Source organism: Oceanicola sp. 22II-s10i (assembly GCF_002210105.1).
Classification (GTDB): domain Bacteria; phylum Pseudomonadota; class Alphaproteobacteria; order Rhodobacterales; family Rhodobacteraceae; genus Pseudooceanicola.
Map to the genome: position 1 here is coordinate 15,467 of NZ_AQQU01000005.1, position 20,459 is coordinate 35,925.

Here is a 20,459-nt window from a genome sequence, read left to right on the forward strand (position 1 = left end):
GTGATAGTTATCATATAATAGTAAATGGAGTCAGTTCAAGGCGGCCCGTCTTCAAGAAAGCCGCAACGCGGGTCACATCCTGTGCACTGTAGGGGTGCCTGACACGATTTGCGGACACCCAACAAATTTCCGGTTGATCCGGTCAGCCGTCGCAGGACCACCACCCGCGATACCCCGACGAGGGGCCGGGATCGAAGGCGAAGGTCAGGGTCGCGTCAGACCGGAAATCCGGATCGTCCCTCGACGCGACGGAGATGCTGAGACCTTGGGTCTCCCACGTCCCATCCTCACCTTCCAGCGGCAGAAGCACGCCACTGACCTGGGCCACCGCTTGTCCCGCGCCGTCCGTCCACAGGATCGGATCGGCTTCGGGCGCACGGCGGAACTGACAACCCATCCCGGAGATCACCTTTGCGGCATCCTCACGGGTAACCGGCGCCGGATCAAGGGGCGACAGCTGCACGTTGCGTCGCGCGTCCTCCATCGTCCCGACACGGGCCGGATCATCCTGAAACGCATCCGCGACGGTCCGGCCGGCTGCGGTCTCGGCCACGAGATAGCGCATCTCGGCGATTTCCTTGCGCTGAGCCGACGCGATTTCATCGGCCAGTCGCGCTACGCGGGCATCTTCGATTCCAGCGCGTTCCGAGGTCATGATCGCAATCGAGTGATGCGGGATCATGGCCCGCATGTAACTCGGGCCCGAGACGGTCGCCTGACTCCGCACGAGCCAGAGCGCGACCCCCGACACGACGACAGCCCCCGCGAGAATAGCGAAGTTGGCTGTCCGGTTCGGATACATCCCCCACATCCAGAGCATCATGACGATCGCCATGACGCCCCCCATCAGGATCGCCATGTAGACGCGTGTTTCGGAATAGAACACATGCGCGGAGGAGTAGGTGTTCAGATACATCAGAACCAGCATGACGATGGTAGACGTAAGGATCATGAGGGCAAAACGGAGATATGGCATCGAGGCCTCCGGCTGGCTTGGAAATGGTGCGTGGATGACAGATCAACGCTACGTGATCCGCGATGTTCCGGTCGCCGTCGGCTTATCTATCGCCCGACACCAGCAAAATAGCGGCTCAGGGTCTTGATATCCTCGGTCGTCAGATCCCGCGCCGCCGCGGCCATGAGCGCATCATGGTCAAGGGTTCCGTCCCGCCAGAGCTTCAACTGGGCCAAGAGGTAGGCCTCGTTCTGACCGAAGAGGCGCGGGCCCTTGCTGGGCTGCTGTCCACCGTGGCAGGCGAGGCAGGCAGGCACATCACGTGTGCCCGCCCGCGCCAGCGCCGCGCCCGGCCCTTCGCCCGGCACCGGGTCCAGAACCGGGGCGGCGGGCTTGTTTGAGAACGCCTCCGCCAGTTCTGCAAAGCTGTCCTCGGGCACCCGAGTAGCCGCCTGCGCCATGATCCCGCTCGGCCTATCTCCGGTCAGATAGGCTATAAGCTGCGCTTCGAGGTATTCGGCAGACTGAATGTCCAGCCGGGGCACCGGGCCACCGATATCTCCGTGACAGCTTTGGCAATAGGCCGTGCCGGTGAGGGTTGGCGAAGGCATCCGGGGCGCCGTATCGCGTTTGATCGACTTTAGGAACGCAACGACGGCCCAGACTTCGTCACCTCGCGCCTCTGCGGGCCAGGCCGGCATGCCGGTCATCTTTGCCCCGTTCTCGACGATCCAGTGCAGCTCGTTAGCTTCCCAATGAGCGACGGCCTCGTTGATCGGCGGCGGCGCGGGCACCATGGCGCGGGCGGTTGCACTTTGCAATTCACCCAGAGCGCCGTGGCACATCGCGCAGGCCGTTGCGTAGTGCCCGGCGCCAAGGGCGATCAGGTCCGGGTCGTCCAGCGGCGGCACCTCCTCGGGCGCGGGTGCGCGCAGGCTGACCGAGTTGCGGAAGGTCGTGTGCAGCACCCAGGACACACCGGGCAGATGCCCCACCTGCGCCGAAACGTTGTAAAGGCCGAACCCCACGATCGCCGCCGCGCCCGCAAGGCCGAGCCCGCCCAGCACTGCAAGTGTCAGCAGACCACGCCTCATGCCGTCCCCCGTTCCCGCAACGCCTGCCCGGTCAGCCACAGACCCGCGATCAGGTAAACCGGAGTTCCGATGGCCAGCATCAGCATCCCCCCGATCTGCTGACCCGAGAGGTCGGGCGCAGTGCCGCAGATCTCGGCATAGATGTCGCGCGGCGCCAGAACCAGCAGCGCCCCCAGCAAGGTCATGTGCATCGAGGTCAGCAACAGCCCCCCTGCCCCGGCGAGGGGCTGGTCACGCCGCAGACAGCTTGCCCAGACCAATAGGCCAACAACCAGGAAGCTGACTTGTTCGGCCGCAAACCCCAGACCCTGCAACCGCCCGAGGGCATGCGCGGCAGGCAGATGCCAGCCCCAGACCAAGACGAACTCTGCAAGGGCTGCGGCGAGCGGCGGCACCGCCATCCGATCGGCGGCATCCGGCAGGCTAAGCACGAGCAGAGGCGCCGCCAGGGCGACCAGCACCATGTGCCTGATCATATGCGCGGCGAAGATCGGCATGTATCTGTCCAGCGGAACCAACCAGACGAAGGCCAGCAGCGAAAGCGCGGGAATGAGGAGACCCGCCTTCATTGGCACCCCCCGATGAGCACCAGCGGAAGGGAGACGAAGACCACACCAATCAGCGAGATGATCGAGAGGAGGAAGGCGGCGTGGCCGAGGAAATGGTGCCGGTCCTCCGCCCGCCCGCCACGGTTCACGAAATCTCCAGTTTGTGCGACATTCCACTGCCGCCAAGCCGTCAAGCCGACCCAGCCAATCCCGCAAAGCGCGGCCCCGCTGGCCACCAGCAGACCGAACCGGACGGCATCGATATCCCATCCCTTCGCACAAGTGACCGCGACCAGCCCATAGCAGGCGGCGAAGTGCGCGGCCCAAATCAGCGGCGCGAGCGTGATCTTGAACAGACTCGCCTGTTCTTCGGCGAACTCCTTTTGGTCCTCATCCCGGCGTGGCTGATGCTCTTCCGTCATAGCGCCCCCGGTGCCAGGCCCAATACCGCGCAGGTCACCAGCGCCGAGATCGTGACGAAATGCCAGAAGAGCGAGACGTTCCAGATGTCGGCATCATAGCGCGGCGTCAGCTTGCCGAAGAGCGATCCGGCCAGACAGTAGACCTGCATGATGACCCCGGCCCCGGAATGGACGGCGATCCAGATCGCAAGCGCCCAAAGGATCGCCGGATAGACATGGGACGCCGGCTCCAGCTCCACCACCGCGTAGATCAGCGCCGCGGCCCCGGCGGCCGCCACCAGCGGTGCTCCAACGAGGCAGATCCGCGCCGGGGTCACCCGCCCTGCCCTGTTCAACTGTCTGGCCCCGACTGTCAGCCCCCAGTTTACCGCAAAGGCCGCTGCCGCCAGCGCGATAAGGCCCGGCACCGCATGGGCCGCACCGTCGGGCGGGAAATCGGGCGACGCGGTCCAGTAGAAGAAGAACCCGAAGACCAGCGAAGCAAAGGCCGTCGCATCCCCCAGCATGGTGATCCAGATGGCCCACCACCCGACAGAGGCCGGACCGGCGGAATAGGTCGGCAGGCGCAGCCCGAGCCCAACATCCTTGCTGTCCGCCTCGGGCACCTGTGCGGTTGCCGTCCAGAGCCACCAGATGATGCAGCAGATCGCCAGCGCCCCGCTGATGGTCGCGGGCGTATACCAGCTGAAGGTTGGGAAAATGAAGGCGCCGCCCGTGAAGGCCGCGGCCCAGAGCGTAATCCACGTCGGCCCGGTGACCCGCTGCACCTGCACCGGCTCTGCATCGATGACCGACGTGACGAGCGTCTCGCGTTTGCCCTCCTCCGCATCAGGCAGGTAGTAGCGCCCCGCATCCAGCCGCGCCAGCATGTCGGGCTGGTCCCAGAGCGGATAGCGCGTCGTCACATGTGGGATGGACCGCACGCCCCAGGCCTCTTCGGGCACGTCATGGGTCCATTCCAGCGTGCCCCCGTCCCATGGATTGCGCGGGATCTGCGCCTGCTTATGCTTGGGCCGGATCAGGTCCCAGACAAAGGTCGCGAACCCTGCGGCAATGACAAAGGCTCCGACGGTCGAGATCAGGTTGAGCCAGTCCCATCCAAGCCCGCCCGGATATGTATAGACCCGGCGCGGCATGCCCCAGAGCCCGGTCAGGTGCATCGGCAGGAAGCAGAGGTTGAACCCGCTGAAGGTCAGCCAGAAGGCCCATTTCCCCAGCCGGTCCGACATCAGCCGTTTCTGGATGAACGGGAAGAAGTAATAGACCCCGGCGATCACCGGAAAGACCATGCCGCCGAACAGCGTGTAATGCAGGTGCGCCACGATGAAGTAAGTGTCATGCGCCTGAAAATCGAAAGGTGCCAGCGCCAGCATCACGCCGGTCAGCCCACCCATGGTGAAGATCGCCAACGCCCCCGAGATCCACAGCATCGGCAGCGTCATCTTCACCCGCCCCGCCATCAGCGTGGCGAGGAAGGCGAAGATCTGGATGCCGGTCGGGATCACCACCGCCTCAGATGCCGCCGAAAAGAAACCAAGCGAAATCGACGGCAACCCCGTGGTGAACATGTGGTGCACCCAGAGCCCGAAGCTCAGGAACCCCGTGCCCACGGCCGACAGCACGATCCAGGAATAGCCAAAGATCGGGCGGCGGGCGACGGTCGGGATTATCATCGCGGCGATGGCGATGGAGGGCAGGAAGATGATGTAGACCTCCGGATGACCGAAGATCCAGAAGAGGTGCTGCCACAACATCGGATCGCCGCCGCGTGTGGGATCGAAGAAGGGCCAGTCGAAGGAGCGTTCGAGCTCGAACAGGAAATCCCCTGCGATCAGCGGCGGGAAGGCAAAAAGGATCATTCCCCCGACCACCAGCACATACCAGGCGTAGAGCGGCATGATGTTCACCCTCATGCCGGGCGGCCGACATTTCAACGTGCCGACGATCAACTCCACCGCTGCCGCGATCGACGCCACCTCGATAAACGACAGACCAAGCAGCCAGATGTCCGACCCCGGCCCCTCGTCCTCGGTCGCCAGGGGCGGATACATGAACCACCCGGCGCGTGGCGCGGCGTCGAAGAAGATCGAGCCGATGACGAAGACCCCGCCGATCAGGAAGCACCAGTAACCGAAGGCCGAGAGCCGAGGAAACGGCATGTCACGCGCCCCGAGCATCCCCGGCAGCAACAGGATCGAAACCGCCTCGAACATCGGCACGGCGAAGAGGAACATCATCGCCGATCCGTGCATGGTGAAGAGCTGATTGAAACGGTCGGCAGAGACCAGATCGTTTTCCGGAACCGCCAGTTGCAGCCGGATGATCAGCGCCATAACCCCGGCGAGCAGCATGAAGACCAGCGCTGTCAGACAATACCACTTGCCAACCTCGGTGTTGTTGACCGCCGTAACATATCGCCAGCCTTTCGGCGTCTCCCAGGCGGCCCGCAACCGTTTTGCCTGAGCCTCCTGCACATCCTTGGGTACCGGCTCAGCCAACATCTCGTCGGTCGGAGGATACGGGCCCTCGGGCTGCGGCAAACCGGACGGGCGCGTCATTTCAATCCCTCCAGATATGCGGCGAGATCGGAAAGCTGATCGAGTTCAAGATCGTAGGTCGGCATCTTTACCTCGGGTTTGAGAACGTCCGTGTGACTGATCCAGGTCGAAAGGTCATCAATAGTGACTTTCAACCGCCCGGCACCGAGGGTCTGCCGACTGCCCACATGGGTCAGGTCAGGCCCGACCTGCCCGATGTTTTCGGTGCCGCGCACAGCATGGCAGGCACCGCAGCCCTCGGACCGAAACAGCCGCTCGCCTCGTGCTGCGGCGTCGGTGGATGGGGGGACCGCATCGGCGGCCTCGGACGCGAGCCACCGGTCGAAGTCGGCGGGTTCCATCACGACGGCGGCAAAGGCCATCCAAGCGTGCGACGCACCGCAGAATTCGGCGCACTGGCCGCGATATGTTCCTGATTTTTCGGGGAGCAGACTGATCATCGTCTCGCGGCCGGGGAACATGTCCATCTTCCCGCCGAGTGCGGGTATCCAGAACGAGTGAATGACCTTGTCGGAGGTCAGATGTATTTCGGTCCTTTGCCCGACCGGCAGACGGATCTCGTTGGCTGTGAGGACAGGTGCATCCGCCCCCTCAGGCCAATATTCCACCCGCCACCACCACTGCTCGCCCGTCACCCGGACCACCAGCCCGTCACCCGGGCGGCGCGGGTCGGGCAATATGCTCAGGCCCCAGACCAAAAGCGCGGTCAGCACGACGACCGGCAACACGATCCCGCCGCCTATTAGGATATGGCGGGCATATCGCTGATCGAACTCGCCCGTCCTGACGCGAGACAAGTAATAGAACGCGCCATTCACCAGCAACCAGAGCACCACGGCGCCACCCAGCATCACCCAGAAAAGTGTGGAAATCGAAAGGGCATCGCGCCCGGCTGGATTCAGTGAGGACTGTTCTCCCCCGCAACCGGCTAAAGCCAAAAGCGGGACGCTCAAAATCAGAATATGTCCATACGGACTGCGGCGAGCGCATCGCACGCTCATGATTGCGACCATGACACGAGAACGTGAGTGGTGCGCAAAAGTTCCCGGGCCTGTCAGGCCAGCGCGACGATCCCGGCTGGCCCATAACACCGCCTTCGCCCATCCCGGCTGCATTCCCTCAGGATGGCTCGACAGAGTTCAGGACCACGCAGGATCGTCGCGCCGGACCTTGTGAGTGTTCCATAGTCCCGCCGGGATACCGGCCACCGCGCCCATGACCGCAGCCACGGCAAAAGCCTCCCAACCGACCCATCCGAGCGCCAGGAACGCAGTTACCGCCGCGCCCGCAATGCACAGGGCCCAAAGCGGAATGAATATAAGTCTCCAACCATATTTCATGACGTTCCTCCTTCAGAAGTATGGAAGGCCAACGGAGACCTCGCGGGCAGGGTTCCGAGGCTTTCCCGATCTGTCAGGAACCTCCTCCGAAGCGAGAGCGTTCCCAATGCAGGAGGATCGCAGATGTCATTTCGGAAACGTTACCTCACCCGACCAATTCACAAATGGGCCAAAGGGGTGCTTCCAACCCTGTCTGCGACCGAAGCCGAAGCGATCAACTCCGGCGACGTCCACTTCGAAGCCGAACTGTTTACCGGGAAACCGGACTGGACTCTACTGCGCAACATGAAGGCGCCGCAACTAACCGACGAAGAAGCCGCCTTCATTGACGGCCCCTGCCGCGCCTTCTGCGAAATGATCGACCCGTGGGAGATTGACCACCACACCGGCGACATTCCCTCCGAGGCGGGGGATTTCCTGCGCGAAAACGGCTTCTTCGGTATGATCATCCCCAAAGAGCACGGGGGGCTTGGATTTTCCGCCTACGCCCACTCCGAGGTGGTGCGCTACATCGAGTCATTCGGTCGTTGCGGCGGTGACCGTCATGGTTCCCAATTCCCTCGGCCCCGGTGAACTGATCCTCCAGTTCGGCACCGACGACCAGAAGAAGGAATGGCTACCCCGGCTGGCCAACGGCAAGGAGCTTCCCGCCTTCGGTTTGACAAGCGAAGATGCCGGCTCCGACGCCTCGGCGATGACTGACGACGGGGTCATCTGCGAAGGCCAGTGGAACGGTGAAGAGGTGCTCGGCATCCGCCTTAATTGGGCCAAGCGTTACATCACCCTGTCCCCGGTCTGCACGGTCCTTGGGCTCGCCTTCAAGCTGCGCGATCCGGAAGGCCTGTTGGGAGAGACCGAAGACACGGCATCACCTGCGCTCTCGTCCCGACCGACCTGCCTGGGGTCGAGGTCGGACGACGCCACCTCCCCTCGGGCACCATGTTCCAGAACGGCCCGACCACCGGCACAGACGTGTTCATCCCGCTCGACCACATTATCGGCGGACCGGACTATGCGGGACGCGGCTGGATGATGCTGATGAGCGCACTGGCCGCCGGGCGCGGCATATCCCTGCCCTCTCTGTCGGCGGCGGCGACAGCCATGGCGGCGCATACAACAGGTGCCTACTCCCGCATCCGCACCCAGTTCAACCTGCCCATCGGCCTTTTTGGCGGGGTGCAGGAGCCGTTGGCCCGGATCGCGTCGAGCGCCTATGTCATCGACGCTGGCCGTCGGCTGACCACGGCGGCGCTGGACGAAGGACACAAGCTGGCCGTCATCTCGGCCATCATGAAATACCATGCGACCGACCGGATGCGCGACGCGATCAACGACGCGATGGACGTGCACTCCGGCAAATCGGTTATCGACGGCCCGCTGAACTATTTGCAACCGATCTACCGGACCATTCCGATCGGGATCACGGTCGAGGGCGCCAACATCGTGACCCGCAACCTGATCATCTTCGGTCAGGGCGCAATCCGGGCCCACCCCCACCTCTTGGACGAAATGCAGGCTCTCCAGGAGCCCGACCAAGATAAGTCGCTCGCTGATTTCGACAGGCACTTCTGGGCCCATGTGAACCACTCCGTCCGCACCACGTTCCGCGCTGGCTGGTCTGCCTGGACCGGGCGCGGCGTTGCGCCATCGGATGCGGGCAAGGTTGCTCCGGTCTATCGTCGCCTGTCCCGCTGGTCCGCGGCCTTCGCCCTGACCGCCGACATGGCCTTCCTGACCCTCGGCGGGGCCCTCAAGCGGAAAGAGATGATCTCTGCCCGCCTCGGCGACGCCCTGTCGGAAATGTATCTGATCGCCGCCACGCTGAAACGTTGGGAGGATGAAGGCCGCAACGAGGAAGACCTGCCGCTCGTGCACCACGCCGCCGACACAGGCTTTGCCCGCATCGGCCGGGCGCTCGACGAGACCATCGCCAACATGCCAGCGAAATGGGTCGGCTGGATGCTGCGCCCGATCATCCGACCTGGCGCACGCGCACGGGGTCCGTCCGACAAGGTGACGGAGGCCGTGGCGAAACTCGTCTATGAACCGAGCGCATCGCGCGAGCGTCTGGTCAAGGGTGCCTATCCGCCAAAGCCTGACAGCGGTCTTGGCTTGCTCAATACAGCTTTCAAACTGGTGATGGAGGCCGAACCGATCACGAAACGGCTGCGCACCGCCCGCAAAACGCCGCGTGAAGCGCTCGAGGCCGGTATCCTGTCCGATGCCGAATTCGAACAGCTAAAGCGGGTCGAGGACGCAGTGCAGAAAGTGATCGCCGTGGACGACTACACGCCCGACGAACTTGCGCGTCTGTTCCCCGAAAGGCCCAGCCGGGCCACCTGGCCGGAGGCGGCAGAATGAGCCGCCGCGTCTACCTCGTCGACGGCGCCCGGACGCCCTTCCTGAAAGCACGCGGCAAGCCCGGCCCGTTCACTCCGGTCGATCTGGCGGTTCAGGCTGGACGGCCTCTGCTCATGCGTCAACCGTTTGCGGCGACCGCCTTCGACCTTGTCATCCTCGGCTGCGTGAACGTGATCCAGGACGAGATGAACCCTGCCCGCGTTGCGGCGCTGCGCCTTGGCATGGGCGAACAACAGGTCGCCTTCACCGTTCAGATCAACTGCGGGTCGGGCATGCAGAGCATCGACACCGCCTTCCGCTACATTCGCGACGGTAGCCACGAGATGATCCTCGCCGGTGGCACCGAAGCGCTGAGCCACGCTCCGCTGGTCTACAGCCGGGACGCCACCGAATGGTTCGGTCAGATGGCCCGCGCGAAAGGGCCTATGGAGAAGGCAAAGGCCTTCGCCGAGGTGCGCCCCGATTTCTTCTCTCCCGTCATCGGGCTCGAGCGTGGTCTGACCGATCCGATCACCTCACTCAACATGGGCCAGACAGCTGAAGTGCTGGCGCATCGTTTCGGCATCGACCGGGTGACCGCTGACACTTATGCCGTCGAAAGCCACAGACGCCTCGCCGCAGCCCAGTCCGAAGGTCGACTGAAGGGCGAGGTGCTGCCGGTCTTCGACCGCGACGGAGAGGCGCATGAGCACGACGACGGCGTGCGCCCGGATTCCTCCGTCGACAAGCTGGCCAAGCTCGACCCGGCCTTTGAAAAACCCTACGGCAAGGTTACCCCGGGCAATTCCAGCCAGATCACCGACGGCGCGTCCTGGGTGATCCTCGCCTCGGAAACCGCCGTCGAGGCGCATGGGTTGGAGCCGATCGCGCGGATCGTTGACAGCCAGTGGGCCGCTCTCGATCCCGGCATCATGGGGCTGGGCCCGGTTCTTGCCGCCACGCCTCTGGCACAACGCCACGGTCTGGCCTGCGGGGATATTGACCTCTGGGAAATCAACGAAGCCTTCGCCGCGCAGGTTCTGGCCTGCCTTTCTGCGTGGCAGGACGATGATTTCTGCCGCGACGTTCTGGGCTACGATGCCGCCTTCGGCCGGATCGATCGAGGGCATCTGAATGTCGATGGCGGGGCGATTAGCCTCGGCCATCCGGTCGGGACCAGTGGCAACCGCATCGTCCTGCACCTGGCCAATGCCCTGAAAGCGCGCGGTGCCAAGCGCGGGATCGCAACGGAATGCATCGGCGGCGGCCAGGGCGGCGCGATGTTGCTGGAGGCCGCATGACCGACGTTCTCGACGAAATCACCCCTGATGAAACGACCGACGCGCAGAAAGCGCCCGATGCGACAAACTGGCGGCGAGAGGAGCGTGACGGAACCCTCACTCTTTGGCTCGACTGCGCCGACACAGGCACCAACGTCATCTCCGAAGTGGTCCTTAGGGAACTCGACACCCTGCTGGACGAGGCAAAGATGGCCCGCCCCGATGTTCTGGCGATCCGGTCCGCCAAGCACGGCGGGTTCGGAGCTGGCGCGGACATTGAAGGCTTTTCCGAGCTCAGCGGGGAAGACGCCGTGACGATGCTCCGCCAGGGTCACGGCGTGCTCGACAAGCTGGCCGCCCTGCCCTTCCCGACCGTCGCGGTGGTGCACGGCACGACGCTCGGCGGCGCCTTCGAACTGGCCTTGGCCTGCGATCACCGGATCGGCGTGGACGGCGTCAAGCTGGGCTTTCCGGAAATCCAGCTTGGCCTGCATCCCGGTCTCGGCGGCACGTTCCGGCTGACCAACCTGATCGACCCCGTCGAGGCGATGCAGATGATGCTTACCGGCCGAAGCGCGCATGACCGCAAGGCAAGGAAGCTTGGGATCATCGACGCACTTGTGCCTGAACGGCATGTCGATGCGGCCATTGCTGCGGCAGCCTCCGGTCGTCTGGACCATGAGGGCAGCTTTCGCGCCTCGGCCCTGCGCACCCGCGCGGCGCGCGGCCTTGCGGCGACGCGGATGCGGTCGGAAAGCGAAAAGAAGGCGCCTTGCGCTCACTTCCCCGCACCCTTCGCCTTGATCGACCTGTGGGAAGGCCACGGCGGCGACGCTGGCGAGATGCAGAAGGCCGAGATCGCCTCCTTCGCGACCCTGCTGGACAGCACCACGGCGCAGAACCTGATCCGGGTGTTCTTCCTGCGTCAGCGGTTGAAATCGACAGGCAAGGGCGAGGACGGCATCGCCCATGTCCACGTCATCGGTGCTGGTGCCATGGGGGGAGAAATCGCCGCTTGGGCCGCCATGCAGGGCAAACGGGTGACGATAGAGGACGTGGAATTTGCCCCTCTGGGTCAGACGATCCGCCGCGCAACCCGGATATACGAGCGCAAGCATCTGAGCGGGATAGACACGCGCGATGCACTGGACCGGCTGATGCCCGATCCGGATCGTTTGGGCCGTGCGCGCGCCGACCTGATCATTGAGGCCGGCCCTGAAAAGACCGAGGTCAAGGAAGCGATCTATGCCGAACGGACCAACGAGATGAAGCCCGGCGCGATCCTCGCGACCAACACGTCGAGCCTGCCCCTCGCTTCCCTCCTCGACGCGGCCCCCGACCCGGAACGTTTTGCCGGTCTGCATTTCTTCAACCCGGTCAGCAGCATGCCTTTGGTCGAGGTCGTCTCTCACGACCTCGCCTCGCAGGACACGCTCGACCGCTTGGCGGCGTTCACGACAGGCATCGACCGCCTTCCCGCACGGGTCACCGACTACCCCGGCTTTCTCGTCAACCGCGTCCTTGCGCCATACATGATGGAGGCGATGCTGATGCTGGACGAAGGCCACGACAAGGCCGCGATAGACCGCGCAGCACTCGCATTCGGCATGCCCATGGGGCCGGTGACGCTGGCCGATCAGGTCGGGCTGGACATCTGCCTCGAGGTCGGGCGGTCGCTGAAGGAAGGCCTCGACACGCCGGTTGCAGACACGCCCGACTGGCTGCGCGAGAAGGTCGAACGAGGCGAGACCGGGAAGAAGGCCGGCAAGGGCCTTTACGACTACAACAGCGAGGACCCGCCCGAGACCCCCGAGGACGACCCGGATCAGCAGGTGATCGACCGGCTGGTCTTGCCCATGTGCAATGCCGCGGTCGAGGTGCTGCGCAAGGGTGTCGCGCCGGATGCGGACACGGTCGACGCGGCGATGATCTTCGGCACCGGCTGGGCACCCTTCCGCGGCGGCCCTCTGCACTACGCGAAGGTGCGCGGCGACGTCCCTGACGCACTGCGGCGACTGGCCGAGAAACACGGGCCGCGGTTCGATCCCGATCCCGGTTGGGACAGCCTTGGCTGAGCCGCTCACAGCCGACGCCATCGCCGCCGAGATCATCGACCGGACCGGGGGCGACATCCGGCTTGCCCTGCCCCTTGGCCTCGGCAAGCCAGTCACGCTTGTCAACGCGCTCACTCGTGCTGTTGCGAAGCGCCCGGACACGCGCCTGTCGATCCTGACCGCGCTGACGCTTGAGCGACCGGACATGTCCGAGGACATGGCGCGCCGTTTTCTTGAACCCGCCGCGGACCGGCTGTTCGGCAGATACCCGGCCCTCGACTACGCGACGATGATGCGTGACGGGACCCTGCCCCCGAACATCGAGGTCTCCGAGTTCTTCCTTCTGGCCGGCCGATGGATCGGCGTGCCCGTAATGCAGCGGCGATATATCCCCTCGAACTACACCCATGCCTACGATGTGCTGGCCGCCTGGAAGCCGAACGTTCTGATGCAGCTTTTAGCTCCGCTCGGCAACGATTTCAGCCTGTCCTGCAACACAGACATATCTGCGGACCTGCTGCGCGCCCGGCGTGAGGGGCAGCAGGATTTCCTTGTCGTCGGAGAAACCAATACCAACCTGCCCGCCATGTCCGGACCCGAGGCTCGCCTACCGCGGGACGAAGTCGACCTTTGTCTCGACTCCGCGCCGGACTTCGAACTCTTCTCAGTCGTCAAACGTCCGGTTGGTCTGGCGGAACATGCGATCGGCCTGCATGTCGCCAGCACGGTGCCTGATGGCGGCACGCTTCAGATCGGCATCGGCGCGATTGGTGACGCCGTCGCGCACGCCCTGCTGCTCCGGCAATCCGGGAGATTCCCGAAAATCCATGCGGCCAATCCTTTCGCACGAGAGGGCTACGATGAAGAAGGCGCATTCGACACAGGCCTCTATGCCGTCACCGAAATGCTGGTCGACGGCCTTCTTCACCTGTTCGAAAACGGTGTCATCCGGCGCGAGGTGGATGGCGCCGCAATCCATGCCGGGTTCTTCGTCGACTGCCGGGACTTCTACCACCGCCTCCGGTCCCTGCCCCAGTCTAAACGGGACAAAATCCGAATGATGCCGGTGAGCTTCACCAACCAGCTCTACGGCAACGAGCCCGCCAAGCGCGCCGCCCGAACCGATGCCCGTTTCGTAAATGCCGCCATGAAGGTTACCCTTCTTGGCGGCGCTGTCAGCGATATCACGTCATCAGCGCAGGAGGTCAGCGGGATCGGCGGCCAGTTCAACTTCATCGAACAAGCCTTTGCGCTGGACGGCGCCCGATCCATCCTGACGCTTCCCGCAACCCGGACAAGCAAGGGCAAGACGGTATCCAACATCGTCTGGGATCACCCGCATGAAAGCGTGCCCCGCGCCTATCGCGACATCATCGTGACCGAATACGGGATCGCCGACCTTCGCGGCCAGCGTGACGAGGACGCGATTGCCCGCATGCTGGCCATCACGGACGGCCGGTTTCAGGATGACCTGATGGAGCGGGCCAAATCATCGGGCAAGATTGCCGCGGACTATCTCCTGCCCGAAAGGGCAAAGCGCAACACGCCCGACACGGTCAGGCAGTGGCTGCGCCCTTTCGACCTGCCGGACTTTCCCTTCGGCACAGACTTCGACGCAAAAGAACGCCGCCTGCTGCCGGCCCTCGCAGTTTTGTCGGGCATTCAGGGCGATACCATGGGGCTGGCGAGGCTCATCCTCAACGGAATGACCGCAGAACGGCCGGATGGCCTACTGGCTCGGATGGGGCTGGACCAGCCCAAAGGTTTGAAAGACCGCGCGATGGCCTATGCCCTGACTGGGGCTATACGCCGTTCTACCTAAGACCGGCGGCGTGGCGTGGCCGTTCACGCCACCCTGCTCTCGAACTTTTTCAAAACCCCCACGATGAAAAGCGACAGCCCTGTCGCGGCCAGCGCTATGGACCAGACACCAAGGCCGGTGGCGGTCCCGATCGCGGCGACAAGCCAGAGGCTCGCACCGGTGGTCAGCCCCTTGACCTCACCGCGTGTGAAGACGATGAGACCCGCCGCCAGAAACGCGACACCGCCCGTGACAGCCTCGATCATCCGGACTGGGTCCATGCGCACGTCATCGCCGAAATCCCTGCCGACAAGATCAAGGGCCAGAAGGCAATAGCAGGCTGCTGCCAACCCGACGAGCATATGGGTCCTGAGCCCCGCCGCATGATCTTTGGTTTCACGTTCGAAGCCTATTATGGCGGCGAACAACAGCGCGCCGAGGATGCGGACCATGACCACCGGCCAGGGCAGCGTGCTGTGTCCGGAAAATTCCGTCGTAAGTGTTTGTAAAATATCAGTCATTAGGTCAGTCAGGTCTTCGAATTTTGAACTCGGTTGAGAGAGGAACCAAATAGAGAGTGCCAGAGTTCCGATCCGGGCTATTTCAAGAACGACCTTGAAGACCTGTATTCCCGTTCGCCGTCTGTCTATCGCATTGCATCAATCAATACCTGAGGATTTTGCCAAACACGCTTATACCGACCCTGAACTAATAACGAATAGCATTCTATGGACAGACAGACCGCCGGAAAGATCGCAATCATCGGCCTTGGACCAAGGGGCCTCGGCGCCCTCGAAGCGTTGTTGCAAGCCGCAGGATCAAGCGAACGCCATCTTCAGATCGATATTTTCGATGCCCATGCGCACCCCGGTGCCGGTCCGAACTTTGATCCACGCGAACCCACTCACTGCTTGCTGAATATTCCACTCCGGGATATCCATCTTCGGGCACCGGCTGAGCTCGACGTGCGTTCATTCGCCGATTGGATGACCCCGTCAATGGATGAGGACGCTTTCCCTCCGCGGGCCGATCTTGGCAAATATCTTCACCAACGATTTACGAGACTGGCGCACGCCCCGTCGCACCTGCGGATAACGCGGGTGCCGGAGACCATAGAACGCGTCCTGCGAGGCGAAGACGGCTGGCAACTCAGCGTCGGGCCAAAATCGCATGGCCCCTATGACGAGGTTCTGATCGTTCCCGGCCAGCCTCCGATCCGTCCCGACGACCAGCTTGCGGAATGGCAGGAGCATGCAGCTCACACAGACGCCGAGCTCGCCGAAGCATACCCGGCCCGCCGACTGCAAGCGGCTGCGGAGAATTGGGCTGGGCACAGAGTCGCGGTCAGGGGCTTCGCCCTGTCGTCCTTCGATGTCATCCGTGTGCTGACGATTGGACTGGGCGGGGAATTTTCCGACGATGGCTACATCCCTTCGGGCAAAGAACCCGCCTGCATCATTCCGTTTTCGCTGGACGGACAGCCGCCCTACCCCAAACCGGAAACCGACGACATAAACGCCCGATACGAACCGACCCCGGACGAGACCGCGCTTTTCGCCAGGGCCGTATTTGAGGCTTCAGTCGGATCGGCGGCGGAGGCCAAAGCCCTCCTGACCGACGCGCTTATCTCTCCGGTCCACCGCATCCTGTCAGCCTTCTCCCAAGGAACGAACGACACGGCGATCCGCGACTGGTTGGACCGGGAATGGACCGATCCCGGAGCCCAGGAAACCGCCCCGGCGCAGGAGACCCTGACGCAGGGCATCGCCATGGCCGACGGCAGCCTCCCGCCCACGATCGGGTATGCCGTCGGGCAGCTCTGGCGGAAATGGCAGGACCCGCTGCGTCAGGGCTACAACCCGGCCGATACGCCACCAGAGACGGCGACGGTGATCGTCGGCTTCGACGAGGGGCTTAAACGCTATTCCTACGGCCCGCCAGTCAGCGCCTGCCGCGAACTGCTGGCTTTGATCCAGGCCGGGATCGTCACAGTCGATCTGGCAAAAGATCCCGACATCACGCTCACCGATACCGGCTGGCATCTGGCCAACGGGGACCACAGCGCCGCGGCAGAGATCATGATCGACGGCGTCCTGCCCTCGCCTGATCCGACAAAGGTCACATCCTCACTGGTGTCTGGCCTGATACACGGCGGTTACCTCACCACGCTGGAAGACCTCGGCGCCCGCACCGCACCGGACGGACGGCTGATCGACCGGAACGACAAGCCCGTTCCGGGGCTGAGCCTTCTGGGGCGCCTCGCGCTTGGAAGCGTCATTGCCGCCGACAGTCTGCACGATTGCTTCGGCGAGGCCTCGTCGAGATGGGCAGACGGCGTTCTGAGCCGCATGCCCTGACAGTCCCCGCCAGTCCGCCGCTCAACTTTTCGCAAGAGAGGGAAACATACCCGCTGCGATGCGTTTTCCACGGACCCAGAACACAACAGGAGCGTCCCATGAGCAGCCCGATCAAGACCATAAACCCCGCCACCGGCGATCTTATCGAGACATACGACCTCATGTCCGACAGCGAAGTGACCAATGCGATCCGCGCCTGCCACGACGCTTTCGACAAATGGCGCTTGGTGTCTCTCGAAGACCGCGCCGCAAAGATCAAGGCGATCGGCCAGGCGCTCCGTGACAGCAAGGAAGAATTCGCCCAGTTGATGACCCGCGAGGTCGGCAAGCTGGTCGGCGACGGTCGGGACGAGGTCGATCTCTGCGCCGCGATCTGCGATTTTACCTCCGCTCAGGGACCAAAGGAACTGGCGGATGAGGAGCGTGACATTCCCGATGGCCAAGGCGTAGTCACCTACGCACCGATCGGGGTGATCTACGGCATGCAGCCTTGGAACTTCCCGTGCTACCAGGTCATCCGCTACGCCGTCGCCAACCTGATGGCCGGCAACGGTGTGCTTTTGAAACACGCATCGAACTGCACCGGAAGCGGTCTGTTCCTGCGCGACCTGATGGACCGCGCCGGGCTGCCGGAGAACCTGTTCACCGTTCTGGTGATCGACCATGACCAGTCCGACAAGGTCATCGCAAATGATCTGGTGCGCGGCGTCACCATGACAGGCAGCGATGCCGCCGGCCGCGTGGTGGCTCAGCAGGCCGCGAAATATCTGAAGAAGACCGTGCTCGAACTCGGATCGAACGATGCCTACGTCGTGCTGGACGATGCCGATCTGGATCTTGCCGTCGAGACCTGTGTCGCTGGCCGCCTCTACAACAACGGCCAGACCTGCGTGGCCGCCAAGCGGTTCATCGTGACCGAGGCCAATTATGATGCATTTGTCGAACGCTTCACCGATCAGATGAAGCAAATGAAAATGGTGGATCCTGCCGAAGCTGACAGCGGGCTGGGGCCGATGGCCCGGACAGACCTGCGCGACGACCTCGCCAAGCAGGTCGAGGAGAGTGTCGCAAAAGGCGCGAAGGTGCTGTGCGGCGGCGAGGTGCCAGACTGTGACGGCGCATATTATCCTGCGACCGTTCTCGTCGATGTCGCACCCGGTCAGCCCGCCTACGATGACGAGCTGTTCGGCCCGGTCGCTTCGGTGATCCGAGCCAAGGATGACGAGGATGCGATGCGGATCGCCAACGACAGCCGCTACGGCCTTGGCGGCGGCATCTTCTCGAAAGATGCGAAGCGCGCGCAGGAACTGGCGGCCAAGCACTTCGACACCGGTATGGTCTGTATCAATAAATACAACCTCGCCATCCCAAACATGCCTTTCGGCGGCGTCAAGAACAGCGGCTACGGCCGTGAACACGGTGGATTCGGAATGAAGGAGTTCGTCAACGCCAAGTCGCTCTACATCGCGTGACTCCTCGGCCTCATGGAACCCATCATACTGTTGCCAACCGAAGGAAAGCTTGGTCGGCACTTTCCCATCTACATGCCAATGCTTTGTCCTGTTCAGTGATCTCCAGATGCCGGAACACGGTTGGATCGAACCAATACCTGTAGCAAGTTTTGTAGCAAAAACTGTAGCAAATTACTTGGCGCAACCCACCCAACCATCTGACCAAGCTTGCTTTTAAGGTCAGATTGCGATTTGCGGGCTGGAAAAATGGTGCCCGGGGGCGGAATCGAACCACCGACACGAGGATTTTCAATCCACTGCTCTACCCCTGAGCTACCCGGGCACGGGAGGAGGCGGGGCCTCCGGGTTGCAGCGTTCTAGGCGAGGCTCCGGGCGGTGTCCAGAGGGGTTTTCGCAGTTTTTCAGTGCAGGCCCGAACCCGTGTCGGGATCGTCCGGATCACGCCTGGCACCCTCGCCCGAGGCGAGTGCGTCGAAGGCGGCCTCGATGTCCTCGGGGTCCGTTGAGGGCACCGCGTAGCTGCCGTTCAGCCAGCGGGCGAGGTCGAGATCCGCGCAGCGCTTCGAGCAGAAGGGGCGGGTCGCCGGATCGGTCGGCTTGTTGCAGATCGGGCAGCTCATGCCGGCCCATCCGTCAGGGGCGGCAGCGGCGCGCGGGCGCGCTGGCGCTGGAGCTCGTAGAGACCCATCTGGGTCCAGCCGGCGAGGACCGTCTCGAACTGTTCGCCCTTGAGCGCGGCGCGCAGGGCACCTTCGAAGCTCTTGCGGTCCTTCTTGGGCATTGGCGCCGGGTCGATCACGATCTGACCGCCGAGGCCCCGCAGGCGCAGCTGGCGCGGCAGGTCGCGGGCGGCGGCGAGATTGGCCTTGAGCCCGGCCGCGGGCGAGGTGTCGCCGCCGGTGTTCACGTCCACCGCGACCATCGCGCGGGTCGGCTCGATCCACATGGAGGCGCCGCCGGACAGGCGCACCTCGGGGCGGTGCAGCGCCTCGATCAGAGTGGCCACATCGTGGTCGGCGAAGGCCGTTGCGCTGTCGTCGACCGGGGCGTCGGGCCAGTCACGCCAGGCGAAATCGTGGGGGCCGTCGCCTTCGACCAGTTTCTCGGGCTGTCCGGCGAGATCGCCGAGGACGGCGGCGCAGAGATCGGCCATGGCGGCGATGTCGGTGGCGATGTCATGATCCTCGGCCGCCTCGGCGGCGGAGCGCAGGATCAGCCCGGCGGGCGGATCGAGCGCGAGGACCGGGTGGCCCGCCAGAACCTCGTTGGCCAGCGCCAGCAAGTCGTCACGGCGGGCCTCGTCGCGGATGGCGCGGCTGACGTTCAGGCCGGGGGCGCCGGGGGTGACGATGGCGTGGCGGGACTTGAACAGGATGCGGCTGGTGACCGGGATCGCCTTGCCGGGCTCGGCATGGCCGGTGACCTGCACGAGGATCGGCTCGCCGGGGCTGAGGCCCTTGACCTGACGGAGGAAGGCGCTGCCGTCGGGGGTCGAGAGGAACATGCCCCCCTGCCCCTTCACCGGCCGGTCCGCCTTGGCGCGGTAGATGGTGCCGGGGCGCGGGGCGTCGGTGTCGATCACGAGGTCCTCGAGTCGCCCGTCGCGCAGCAGCGCCGCGGCCTCCGCCCCGTTCCATTCGCCCAGCAGTATCGTCATGCCCTTCATAGGGGTCTCCAGAGCGGCCATCCGGCCGCGGTCAGCAGGTTCGCGGTTTCGGCCACAGGCAGGCCGACGACGGCAGTGTAGCTGCCCGAGAGCCACGGGATAAAGGCCCCGGCGGGACCCTGAATGCCGTAGGCCCCCGCCTTGCCCTGCCAGTCGCCGGTGGCGAGGTAGCCGTTCACCTCTTCGTCCGACAGGCGCTTCATCATCACGCTGGTGACGACATCGCGTTCCCACAGGCGATCGCCGCGGCGGACGGCCACGGCGGTCACGACGCGGTGGCGGCGGCCGGACATGGCATAGAGGAACTCAGCCGCCTCGCCCGCATCGCCGGGCTTGCCAAGGATGCGGCGGCCAAGCGCGACGGTGGTGTCGGCGCAGAGCACGATGTCATCGCTATCCGCCTGAACGGCCTGCGCTTTTTCCCGCGCCATGCGGGCGCAGTATGGGCGCGGCAACTCGCCCTTGAGCGGCGTCTCGTCGATGTCGGGGGGGCGGATGTCGTCGGGCGTCAAGCCGATCTGCGCCAGAAGTTCGAGGCGGCGCGGGCTGCCGGATCCGAGGATGAGTTTCAT

17 protein-coding genes and 1 tRNA gene are annotated in these 20,459 nt (G+C 64.0%); 7 read left to right on the forward strand and 11 right to left on the reverse strand.

Features of this window, described 5'->3' with window-relative positions:
• Positions 1–142: 142 nt before the first annotated feature.
• From ATO6_RS13565 to ATO6_RS13590, 6 genes are all read right to left on the reverse strand, one after another.
• Positions 143–976, reverse strand: coding sequence for a DUF305 domain-containing protein (locus ATO6_RS13565; RefSeq protein WP_088624564.1), 834 nt, complete (start codon positions 974–976; stop codon positions 143–145).
• A gap of 86 nt (positions 977–1,062) precedes the next feature.
• Positions 1,063–2,049: a c-type cytochrome gene (locus ATO6_RS13570; RefSeq protein ID WP_088624565.1), complete on the reverse strand. Its 987-nt coding sequence runs from the start codon at positions 2,047–2,049 to the stop codon at positions 1,063–1,065.
• Entirely contained in the window at positions 2,046–2,618 is a 573-nt protein-coding gene (locus ATO6_RS13575) for a cytochrome c oxidase assembly protein (RefSeq protein ID WP_088624566.1), read from the reverse strand. The genes ATO6_RS13570 and ATO6_RS13575 overlap by 4 nt, the downstream gene beginning before the upstream one ends.
• A complete protein-coding gene (locus tag ATO6_RS13580; protein WP_088624567.1) occupies positions 2,615–3,019 on the reverse strand; it encodes a hypothetical protein in 405 nt (134 codons plus the stop codon). The genes ATO6_RS13575 and ATO6_RS13580 overlap by 4 nt, the downstream gene beginning before the upstream one ends.
• Positions 3,016–5,577 (reverse strand): cytochrome c oxidase subunit I, encoded by a 2,562-nt coding sequence (gene ctaD / locus ATO6_RS13585; RefSeq protein WP_088624568.1) that lies wholly within the window; start codon positions 5,575–5,577, stop codon positions 3,016–3,018. The genes ATO6_RS13580 and ctaD overlap by 4 nt, the downstream gene beginning before the upstream one ends.
• Positions 5,574–6,590, reverse strand: coding sequence for a c-type cytochrome (locus ATO6_RS13590; protein WP_254919152.1), 1,017 nt, complete (start codon positions 6,588–6,590; stop codon positions 5,574–5,576). The genes ctaD and ATO6_RS13590 overlap by 4 nt, the downstream gene beginning before the upstream one ends.
• A gap of 450 nt (positions 6,591–7,040) precedes the next feature.
• Between ATO6_RS13590 and ATO6_RS25450 the strand changes: the two genes are divergently transcribed.
• The 5 genes from ATO6_RS25450 to ATO6_RS13615 all read left to right on the forward strand — a co-directional run bounded on the left by ATO6_RS25450 (position 7,041) and on the right by ATO6_RS13615 (position 14,413).
• Complete coding sequence (locus ATO6_RS25450) at positions 7,041–7,490, forward strand: acyl-CoA dehydrogenase family protein (RefSeq protein WP_254919153.1); 450 nt, start codon at positions 7,041–7,043, stop codon at positions 7,488–7,490.
• A gap of 189 nt (positions 7,491–7,679) precedes the next feature.
• Entirely contained in the window at positions 7,680–9,278 is a 1,599-nt protein-coding gene (locus tag ATO6_RS13600) for an acyl-CoA dehydrogenase (RefSeq protein WP_254919154.1), read from the forward strand.
• A complete protein-coding gene (locus tag ATO6_RS13605) occupies positions 9,275–10,558 on the forward strand; it encodes an acetyl-CoA C-acetyltransferase (protein WP_088624570.1) in 1,284 nt (427 codons plus the stop codon). Before ATO6_RS13600 ends, ATO6_RS13605 begins: the two co-directional genes overlap by 4 nt.
• A complete protein-coding gene (locus ATO6_RS13610; RefSeq protein ID WP_088624571.1) occupies positions 10,555–12,612 on the forward strand; it encodes a 3-hydroxyacyl-CoA dehydrogenase NAD-binding domain-containing protein in 2,058 nt (685 codons plus the stop codon). Before ATO6_RS13605 ends, ATO6_RS13610 begins: the two co-directional genes overlap by 4 nt.
• On the forward strand, positions 12,605–14,413 hold the full coding sequence (locus ATO6_RS13615) for an acetyl-CoA hydrolase/transferase C-terminal domain-containing protein (protein WP_088624572.1): 1,809 nt from the start codon (positions 12,605–12,607) through the stop codon (positions 14,411–14,413). Before ATO6_RS13610 ends, ATO6_RS13615 begins: the two co-directional genes overlap by 8 nt.
• A 23-nt stretch (positions 14,414–14,436) precedes the next feature.
• Here the strand turns inward: ATO6_RS13615 and ATO6_RS13620 are convergent, their stop codons facing one another.
• A complete protein-coding gene (locus ATO6_RS13620; protein WP_088624573.1) occupies positions 14,437–14,913 on the reverse strand; it encodes an MgtC/SapB family protein in 477 nt (158 codons plus the stop codon).
• A gap of 207 nt (positions 14,914–15,120) precedes the next feature.
• Here ATO6_RS13620 and ATO6_RS13625 point away from each other — a divergent pair, with 207 nt between their 5' ends.
• Both ATO6_RS13625 and ATO6_RS13630 read left to right on the forward strand, forming a co-directional pair.
• On the forward strand, positions 15,121–16,749 hold the full coding sequence (locus tag ATO6_RS13625; protein WP_088624574.1) for an FAD/NAD(P)-binding protein: 1,629 nt from the start codon (positions 15,121–15,123) through the stop codon (positions 16,747–16,749).
• A gap of 98 nt (positions 16,750–16,847) precedes the next feature.
• Positions 16,848–18,221 carry an NAD-dependent succinate-semialdehyde dehydrogenase gene (locus tag ATO6_RS13630; protein WP_088624575.1) on the forward strand — a complete coding sequence of 458 codons (1,374 nt, stop codon included), beginning with the start codon at positions 16,848–16,850 and terminating at the stop codon, positions 18,219–18,221.
• Between the two features lie 247 nt (positions 18,222–18,468).
• On the opposite strand, the gene ATO6_RS13635 is transcribed toward ATO6_RS13630, so the two are convergent.
• From ATO6_RS13635 to ATO6_RS13650, 4 genes are all read right to left on the reverse strand, one after another.
• Positions 18,469–18,543 (reverse strand) — tRNA-Phe (locus ATO6_RS13635).
• Between the two features lie 79 nt (positions 18,544–18,622).
• On the reverse strand, positions 18,623–18,841 hold the full coding sequence (locus ATO6_RS13640) for a DNA gyrase inhibitor YacG (protein WP_088624576.1): 219 nt from the start codon (positions 18,839–18,841) through the stop codon (positions 18,623–18,625).
• Positions 18,838–19,887: a ribonuclease E/G gene (locus ATO6_RS13645; RefSeq protein WP_088624577.1), complete on the reverse strand. Its 1,050-nt coding sequence runs from the start codon at positions 19,885–19,887 to the stop codon at positions 18,838–18,840. Before ATO6_RS13645 ends, ATO6_RS13640 begins: the two co-directional genes overlap by 4 nt.
• Positions 19,884–20,459 (reverse strand): nucleoside triphosphate pyrophosphatase, encoded by a 576-nt coding sequence (locus ATO6_RS13650; RefSeq protein ID WP_088624578.1) that lies wholly within the window; start codon positions 20,457–20,459, stop codon positions 19,884–19,886. The genes ATO6_RS13645 and ATO6_RS13650 overlap by 4 nt, the downstream gene beginning before the upstream one ends.

What these genes read in the sequence shown, in the direction of transcription:
- ATO6_RS13625 (WP_088624574.1), top strand. Translation starts at nt 15,121, where the DNA reads ATGGACAGACAGACCGCCGGAAAGATCGCAATCATCGGCCTTGGACCA.
- ATO6_RS13620 (WP_088624573.1), bottom strand. Translation starts at nt 14,913, where the DNA reads ATGACTGATATTTTACAAACACTTACGACGGAATTTTCCGGACACAGC.
- ATO6_RS13580 (WP_088624567.1), bottom strand. Translation starts at nt 3,019, where the DNA reads ATGACGGAAGAGCATCAGCCACGCCGGGATGAGGACCAAAAGGAGTTC.
- ATO6_RS13645 (WP_088624577.1), bottom strand. Translation starts at nt 19,887, where the DNA reads ATGAAGGGCATGACGATACTGCTGGGCGAATGGAACGGGGCGGAGGCC.
- ATO6_RS13590 (WP_254919152.1), bottom strand. Translation starts at nt 6,590, where the DNA reads ATGGTCGCAATCATGAGCGTGCGATGCGCTCGCCGCAGTCCGTATGGA.
- ATO6_RS13575 (WP_088624566.1), bottom strand. Translation starts at nt 2,618, where the DNA reads ATGAAGGCGGGTCTCCTCATTCCCGCGCTTTCGCTGCTGGCCTTCGTC.
- ATO6_RS13630 (WP_088624575.1), top strand. Translation starts at nt 16,848, where the DNA reads ATGAGCAGCCCGATCAAGACCATAAACCCCGCCACCGGCGATCTTATC.
- ATO6_RS25450 (WP_254919153.1), top strand. Translation starts at nt 7,041, where the DNA reads ATGTCATTTCGGAAACGTTACCTCACCCGACCAATTCACAAATGGGCC.
- ATO6_RS13610 (WP_088624571.1), top strand. Translation starts at nt 10,555, where the DNA reads ATGACCGACGTTCTCGACGAAATCACCCCTGATGAAACGACCGACGCG.
- ATO6_RS13570 (WP_088624565.1), bottom strand. Translation starts at nt 2,049, where the DNA reads ATGAGGCGTGGTCTGCTGACACTTGCAGTGCTGGGCGGGCTCGGCCTT.
- ATO6_RS13565 (WP_088624564.1), bottom strand. Translation starts at nt 976, where the DNA reads ATGCCATATCTCCGTTTTGCCCTCATGATCCTTACGTCTACCATCGTC.
- ATO6_RS13650 (WP_088624578.1), bottom strand. Translation starts at nt 20,459, where the DNA reads ATGAAACTCATCCTCGGATCCGGCAGCCCGCGCCGCCTCGAACTTCTG.
- ATO6_RS13605 (WP_088624570.1), top strand. Translation starts at nt 9,275, where the DNA reads ATGAGCCGCCGCGTCTACCTCGTCGACGGCGCCCGGACGCCCTTCCTG.
- ctaD (WP_088624568.1), bottom strand. Translation starts at nt 5,577, where the DNA reads ATGACGCGCCCGTCCGGTTTGCCGCAGCCCGAGGGCCCGTATCCTCCG.
- ATO6_RS13640 (WP_088624576.1), bottom strand. Translation starts at nt 18,841, where the DNA reads ATGAGCTGCCCGATCTGCAACAAGCCGACCGATCCGGCGACCCGCCCC.